Origin of the sequence: Brunnivagina elsteri CCALA 953 (assembly GCF_002289455.1) — a bacterium.
Lineage (GTDB): Bacteria > Cyanobacteriota > Cyanobacteriia > Cyanobacteriales > Nostocaceae > Brunnivagina > Brunnivagina elsteri.
In genome coordinates this window covers 1-7,439 of sequence record NZ_NTFS01000338.1, presented here as the reverse complement: position 1 = coordinate 7,439, position 7,439 = coordinate 1, and the positions used below count along the sequence as shown (strand labels likewise).

The following is a 7,439-nucleotide window of genomic DNA, read 5'->3' as shown; positions in this document are numbered from 1 at the left end:
TTAAGGTTGCGTTCCGAGGCAAAAGCCGATTCCCAAGCTGTTGGTGTTGGGGTGGCTTTTACCTCTGATTTCTCTTGTTTAATTTCCTTGTTGGAATTATCTGATGATTTTGTCTCTTTTGGTAATGGAGTTTTTGCCAGTTTTTCCCGTAGTTTTGAATCGTCGTTCGCGTAGATTGGCTTTGCGGGAACGCGGGAACTTTGGTTGATGAAGTAGATACCAGCAGCTACCCCTCCACCAACTAAAATTGCGATCGCGAGAATAAATCCAAAGAAAAACTTAAATATATTGAAAACCATAAATTTGCAACCTCAACACCAAAGTTTAGTAATTATTCAGTTAATAGTTAGGAGTCAGAAGTCAGGAATCAGGAGTGTGGTTATTTTACTATCTCGATATTGCTAACAACTAGTCGCAAATAACCCATAAACAAATCGCTATTGTAGCCGAAAGAAATTCACTCTCCACTCCCAAATCCTTGTAATGGGTTCTGTTTTGATGCTAAACGTGCCCTTCCTGATGCTGCCCATGCTTGGAGTTGTTGAATTTGTTCTTGTGCTGTGCGGGCTAGGGGTATAATCTGACTGGCGGCTTCTAAAATGTCGTCGGTAGTAAAATCGCGGTTCTGGCTAAATCCGATGTGCATGGCTTCGATTAGGGTTTGCTCGATTTCGGCACCGGAAAAGTCGGGTGTTTCATAAGCTAGTCGGCGAATATCATAGTTTTTAAGGTTGTGCGATCGCAAGCGTGATATGTGTACATCGAATATGGCTTTGCGTTCTTCTTGAGATGGTAATCCAACAAAAAATATTTCGTCAAATCTACCTTTTCGCAGCATTTCTGGTGGTAGTGCTTGGATATCATTGGCTGTGGCAACCACAAATACGGGTGAGGTTTTTTCTGCTAGCCAGGTAATAAATGTACCAAAAACCCTGGCTGTGGTTCCCGCATCTCCTTTTCCTCCAACTCCTGCAAAGGCTTTATCTATCTCATCTATCCACAAAATGCATGGCGCGAGGGCTTCGGCTACTTGTATCATTTGTCGCGTGCGTGATTCCGATTCACCAACTAAACCAGCAAATAATCTACCGACATCGAGACGCAATAAGGGTAAATGCCAATGGTGTGCGATCGCTTTTGCTGTTAATGATTTTCCTGTACCTTGAATTCCCACTAGCATTAATCCACGGGGATGGGGTAAACCATATTGACGGGCTTTTTCGGAAAATGAGCCACCTCGACGCATTAACCAGTCTTTGAGGTTGTCTAATCCACCAATATCAGAGATTTGTTCGGTTGCGGGAATAAAGTCGAGGATTTGGGTTTGACGAATTGTTTGCCGCTTTTCCTCTAAAACTAAGTCCACATCCTCCGCTTGAAATTCTCCGTGGGTTGCGATCGCTTTTGCCAAAACTCGACGAATCCGTTCCATGCTCAATCCCTGACAGGAACGTACTAAGTCATCTAAAAGCTTTCCGGGAAGGGGATTTCCGATTGCTTGGGAAAGTCTTTCGACTTCGATTTTAATTTCTCCCCCACTAGGCAAGGGAAACTCAACCACTGTGAGAACCTCTGTTAAATCGTCGGGAATAGCAATACGGGGGGAAAGTATAACTATATTTTTTGGTTGGGATTTTAATAGCTTTGCTAAATTACGAAGTTTTCGTGCGATCGCAACATCATCTAAAAATCGATGGTAATCCCGCAATATAAATACAGCAGATGCAGAGGATGATAATTTCTCGATAAATTCTAATGCTTGTAATGGGTTACGTTTGCCGAAATCCGCGTCATTTGGGTTTCCCTGATACCCATCAACGAAATCCCAAGTATATACTGGACGATTTCCTTGTTGTGCTGCTTCTTCCCGAATTGCGGTTTCTACACGTTCTTCTTCGTATGTGGGAATATATATTAGTGGATAGCGAGCGCGGAGCAGTAGTTTAAATTCGTCTCTAAATGTCATTCGGTTAATGGTTAGTGGTTATGGGTTAATCGTTTAATTGACTGAAGAAACCGGGTTTCTCCCCCCTCCAAAAGCTCAAAATTGATTTTATAACTGATTTTTTGGGATTTCCTTTCCTTATTTTTAAGGTTTACAGGATTTATCACAACATGGGGATATCGTAATTTTTGTCAAGTAGTTGCGATAAAAAATAGTTTTTTGCGCTAACCTGTGGGTGTTTTTTTTGAGTAGTCGTTTTTTTCGCCTGAAATGCCTGTACTGTATGGGTTTGAATGGGTTTTGATGCTGTAGGAGGTTAGCGCAATCGCTGAAGCCTTTATCCTGACTAGGTTTAAGGGATTGTTGGAAGTGACCTCTTGACAATTCGATACCTGAAAAGCTACTTTTATTTTAGGTCGGCGCAACTGCACCTTGAAAACCAAATACAACAAGGCTTCTACAGCGAGCTATTGCAATTAAAACTAATCCCTATCAGGGATTGAAACCCATTAACCGCTTCTGTATTGGATTCATCAAGCTTATTGCAATTAAAACTAATCCCTATCAGGGATTGAAACGAATTTAAGGGCACGCAGCGGATTGTACGGGTGCGATTGCAATTAAAACTAATCCCTATCAGGGATTGAAACTATTTACGAAGATGACGCGGGGGAACAAAGCGCCATATTGCAATTAAAACTAATCCCTATCAGGGATTGAAACTCAATCAATATTCTGTGCCCAGTAAAAGCCCCTTATTGCAATTAAAACTAATCCCTATCAGGGATTGAAACGCGTCCCCATCATCTTCCCCGGTATCATTTCCGAAATTGCAATTAAAACTAATCCCTATCAGGGATTGAAACGAGTTTAGCGGCACGCAGCGGATTGTACGGCTGCATTGCAATTAAAACTAATCCCTATCAGGGATTGAAACCCAAACTTCACGAGTATTTAATTGAAGCATTGGAAGATTGCAATTAAAACTAATCCCTATCAGGGATTGAAACAAGGTTACCGCAGTGGTTAGAGGGTCAGCAATGATTGCAATTAAAACTAATCCCTATCAGGGATTGAAACCATTTGAATAACAAAAGCCCCTTCCTGGTTATCCTGGATTGCAATTAAAACTAATCCCTATCAGGGATTGAAACCCCGAATGGAAGGGTTCGCCGTTCGCCGTTTGCCCATTGCAATTAAAACTAATCCCTATCAGGGATTGAAACGATTGAAACTTTAAGGCAGTGTATGGGGGTAAAAAATTGCAATTAAAACTAATCCCTATCAGGGATTGAAACTTAACGTTGAAGGGGACTGCTCTAGATAAATGTATTGCAATTAAAACTAATCCCTATCAGGGATTGAAACCGGGTTGAGTTAGCGTAAAAAACCTCGCGCGGCTTGAATTGCAATTAAAACTAATCCCTATCAGGGATTGAAACACATCCCCATCATCTTCCCCGGTATCATTTCCGAATATTGCAATTAAAACTAATCCCTATCAGGGATTGAAACCTCGTAAATAAACCACTTAATTGAGCCTGCCATATTGCAATTAAAACTAATCCCTATCAGGGATTGAAACTGCGGAAGATGAGGGGGAAGGTGGTAATGGTAAAATTGCAATTAAAACTAATCCCTATCAGGGATTGAAACCTAAGTTACATGAAAACTTAAGCGAAGCATTGGAAGTATTGCAATTAAAACTAATCCCTATCAGGGATTGAAACCCAAAAAGTGTCAAGTACTGGGTGTGACACTTCTTTAAATTGCAATTAAAACTAATCCCTATCAGGGATTGAAACCTGATCCAAATATCAGTAGGTATTATGTTTACTTATTGCAATTAAAACTAATCCCTATCAGGGATTGAAACCTATACGATTTTGATATGAACTTTGACTCGCAGATGATTGCAATTAAAACTAATCCCTATCAGGGATTGAAACACCATATCAAGCGTGAAAGTGGCTCCCTCATCGAATTGCAATTAAAACTAATCCCTATCAGGGATTGAAACTTGCATCACCTGCTTACAACGGTTGCAAAGAAAAATTGCAATTAAAACTAATCCCTATCAGGGATTGAAACTGACTATCCTGGTTGCTGCACGTGGGTTAATCCCATTGCAATTAAAACTAATCCCTATCAGGGATTGAAACGCAAAAAAAGTGCGATCGCATGATGTCGTTGAGAATATGAGGTTATTTAGAGCGATCGCGTGGGTTCAAGATTCCCGACTTCTGTGTAAAAGCTTTAAATCTGACAACAAGTATAGTTAGAAGTTGGGAATCTGTGCAGGTTTGAGTTTTTGCGTCGGGGAGGGAATCTTTGTAACGCAGTGACTCCCCAGCCTATGAATATTAATTACAAATATTAATTAATTATTTCTTGTAATCCCTTAACTAATCTTTCAATTCCAGATTTCGCTGTATCTTGTTGCAAAGCTCCATATGCAACTCGCAAATAACATCCTTCCTCCATTCCAAAAGTATTACCGGGAATCACAGCAACTTGATATTCCTTAATTAATCTTTCTACCAAACTAAAAGCATCAATATCTGTGTTGACTTTTAAAAAGAAATAAAACGCACCATCCGCATTCGCTATTTGACAAATGCCTGTTAAATCTTCGAGCGATCGCATCACCAATTTGCGAACTTGGGATATTTCATGGAGATGATGCTGTAAATACTCTGGTTTCGCTTGTAATGCTCCTAATGCTGCATACTGGGAAATTACCGGAGGACAAATTAAAATTGTGTCTTGAATCTTTTTTATTGATACAAATAGTTCTTCGGGAATTACCATATAACCAATTCGCCAACTAGCAAATCCATAGGCTTTGGAAAGACTATATAGGGAAATTGTGTGTTTATTATTACCGAAAAATGAAGCTGGAGAAATATGTTTTACACCATCATAAGTAAAATACTCATAAGTTTCATCACTAATGTGATAAATGCCCCGTTCTTCACAAAGTTGATTCACTTCCCGTAATTCAGCTTCCGAATAGACAACCCCAGTGGGATTATTTGGGGAGATTGTCACAACTGCACGAGTTTTAGAAGTAATTGCATCCGCGATCGCATTTAGTTTTAGATGATAATTTTCGTCTGTTTCTACAACTACGGTATGACAATCTGCAATTGCGATCGCCATTTCATGATTGAAATAATATGGTGCATTTAAAATAATTTCATCACCTGCTGATGTAATAGCTAGCACAGCATTCATAAATGCCATATTGCTCCCAGCAGTGACAACAATACGGTTATTTTCGTTTATATCTATAGCGTTGAAGCTTTTTAGCTTTTCTTTAATTACTGCTAATAACTGCGGTATTCCCTCAACAGACTTGTATAAATTATTTGAAGAGTCTGAAAGGAAGCTAAGTAAAAACTCGATTGCTTCGGAAGGAGGTGTGTAAGAAACGACACCTTGCCCTAGTGAAATCGTTCCGGGATTGTTGCGAATGAGTTCCCCAACCACGGGGATAATTGGAGATTGAACCGACTCCATTCGGGAAATTATGTTTGCCATTTGGTTAATGGTTATTAGTTAATGGTTAACTAAGTCTTTTGGGAATAGCAAGAAACAAATTGTCCTAAATTACCGTAGGGGTGGGGTTTTCCCCATTGGTGTCAACTTAAGCGAGAAGCCTTATCTCCTCTGGAGGCAGAGCCTCCCAAAGGTCATTCCCAGGCAGAGCCTGGGAACGAGATACAGAAAGGGTTCTACGTTAAGTTGACACTAATGGGTTTTCCCACCCTCACTAATAATATGATTAATGTTGGGATATTTTATTTCCTGGAAGCCCTTGGTTGATAAGATTTTTTATAGGGAATCAAAGAACTAGGAATTACTAACTTTTGCTAGCTCTATTTTTTGGTTAAGCTCCCCTTATCGTATTCCTGTCAATACCATTTTTACACCTTTACCTGGTGCGAGAGTAACACCACGACGACGGGGAATTTCGGGTTGAGAATCGACTAGTGCTAGCTGATATTTTGCTAAAATCGTCCCTAATACTAATTTCATTTCAAACATTGCTAAAGCTTCACCAACGCAGCGACGTACTCCTCCTCCAAACGGCATAAATTCATAGGGGGAAAATTGACGTTCTAAAAAGCGTTCGGGTTTAAATTGTCTGGGTTGGGGGTATAAATCTTCCCGTTGATGGACGAGATACATGCAAGCAAATACTACTGTTTCTGGTGGAATTTCATAACCCAAAAGTTCTACTTTTTCTTGAGTAAGTCGGGGGAAAGGCACCATTAATACGGGATTTATGCGGAGTATCTCGTTGCAAAATGCTGTTAAATAAGGCAATTTAAAAATATCCATTGCATCAGGATAATTATTTAAAGAGTCAAATTCTTGCTGCACTTTTTTACCTGTTTCTGGTAAATAATGACTCCAATACAAACCCCATGCCATTGCAGTTGCAGTAGTCTCATATCCCGCTAACAATAATGTCATTAATTCGTCGCGCAATTCTTCATCAGTTAATGATTCTCCATCTTCATCTTTAGCTGACATTAATAATGAGAGAACATCAATTCCTTCAGAATTAGTATTTTGACGACGTTCTGCTATTTCTGCATAGATTAGTTTATCTATTTGTTCGCGATCGCGCAAAAATTTTCCCCAAGGACTAAATTTCCCTAAATCTTTTTGTAGGAAGGGAAAAAATAGGAAACTGGAAGTAAAAGGGGAGCTAAAAACATCTAACAACTTTCTTATTAAGTATTTTAGCTGCTGATAACGTTCTCCTTCATACAAACCAAAAACTGATTGGAAAATTACTTGTGTAGAGATTTCTTGCATTACCGATCGCGCTAAAAAAGGCTGATTTATCGGTATGTCATCCATGACTTGCAAAGCAAGTTTGATAATCAAATCACCATATGCTTTCATGCGATCGCCATGAAATGATGGCATTACTAATTGTCTCCGCTTTCGGTGAGTTTGACCATCAAGATTGAACACTGAATAATTACCAGTAATTGGACGCAGTATGTTATTATACTTACCTCCTGGAGCCGTATATTTTTTGCGATCGTTCGTTAAAATCTCTTGAATTGCTTGGGGTTGATTAACAAAAATTACTGGTTTGCCTGTCAAAATTTTGCTGATGAAGATATCAGGATAATTTTGTACTGCATTTTCCATGTATCCAATAGGATTGTTAACCCATTGGATTCGTTGTAAGAAAGCTGGAGTTGCGATCGCATTTGTTAACTGCATTAGGTTATATACCTTTAATAATTTTAGATATTGAATGAATACAGAGAGACGTGATATATCTTTTTCGGTTTAAAACTAAATACTAATCCTATCTGAAACCACAGATTATTTAACCCCAAATCTCCCATTCATGCATGATAACTTAAACCTCCCCTTAACAAGGGGAGGTGCCACAGGCGGTGGGGTTTTATTATATTATATTGGTATAAATAATGGTACAAAATACCCAACTACTGATTAACCC

At 39.2% G+C, this 7,439-nt stretch carries 3 protein-coding genes, 1 pseudogene and 1 CRISPR repeat array; all 4 genes and pseudogenes read right to left on the bottom strand.

The features are described from left to right. Nucleotides 1-299 (bottom strand): annotated as a pseudogene (locus CK510_RS23025) (SH3 domain-containing protein); the annotation flags it as partial. 158 nt (nucleotides 300-457) lie between these two features. Next, the gene (locus CK510_RS23020) at nucleotides 458-1,966 is read right to left on the bottom strand and encodes a Ycf46 family AAA ATPase (RefSeq protein WP_095723905.1); all 1,509 of its coding nucleotides are present in this window, start codon (nucleotides 1,964-1,966) and stop codon (nucleotides 458-460) included. Nucleotides 1,967-2,414: 448 nt separating this feature from the next. Beyond that, nucleotides 2,415-4,107: direct repeats of the CRISPR family, unit length 37 nt; unit sequence ATTGCAATTAAAACTAATCCCTATCAGGGATTGAAAC. Nucleotides 4,108-4,321: 214 nt separating this feature from the next. Next, nucleotides 4,322-5,488, bottom strand: coding sequence for a pyridoxal phosphate-dependent aminotransferase (locus CK510_RS23015; RefSeq protein ID WP_095723904.1), 1,167 nt, complete (start codon nucleotides 5,486-5,488; stop codon nucleotides 4,322-4,324). A 360-nt stretch (nucleotides 5,489-5,848) separates the two neighbouring features. Continuing rightward, nucleotides 5,849-7,195 carry a cytochrome P450 gene (locus tag CK510_RS23010; RefSeq protein ID WP_095723903.1) on the bottom strand — a complete coding sequence of 449 codons (1,347 nt, stop codon included), beginning with the start codon at nucleotides 7,193-7,195 and terminating at the stop codon, nucleotides 5,849-5,851. Nucleotides 7,196-7,439: the final 244 nt, after the last annotated feature.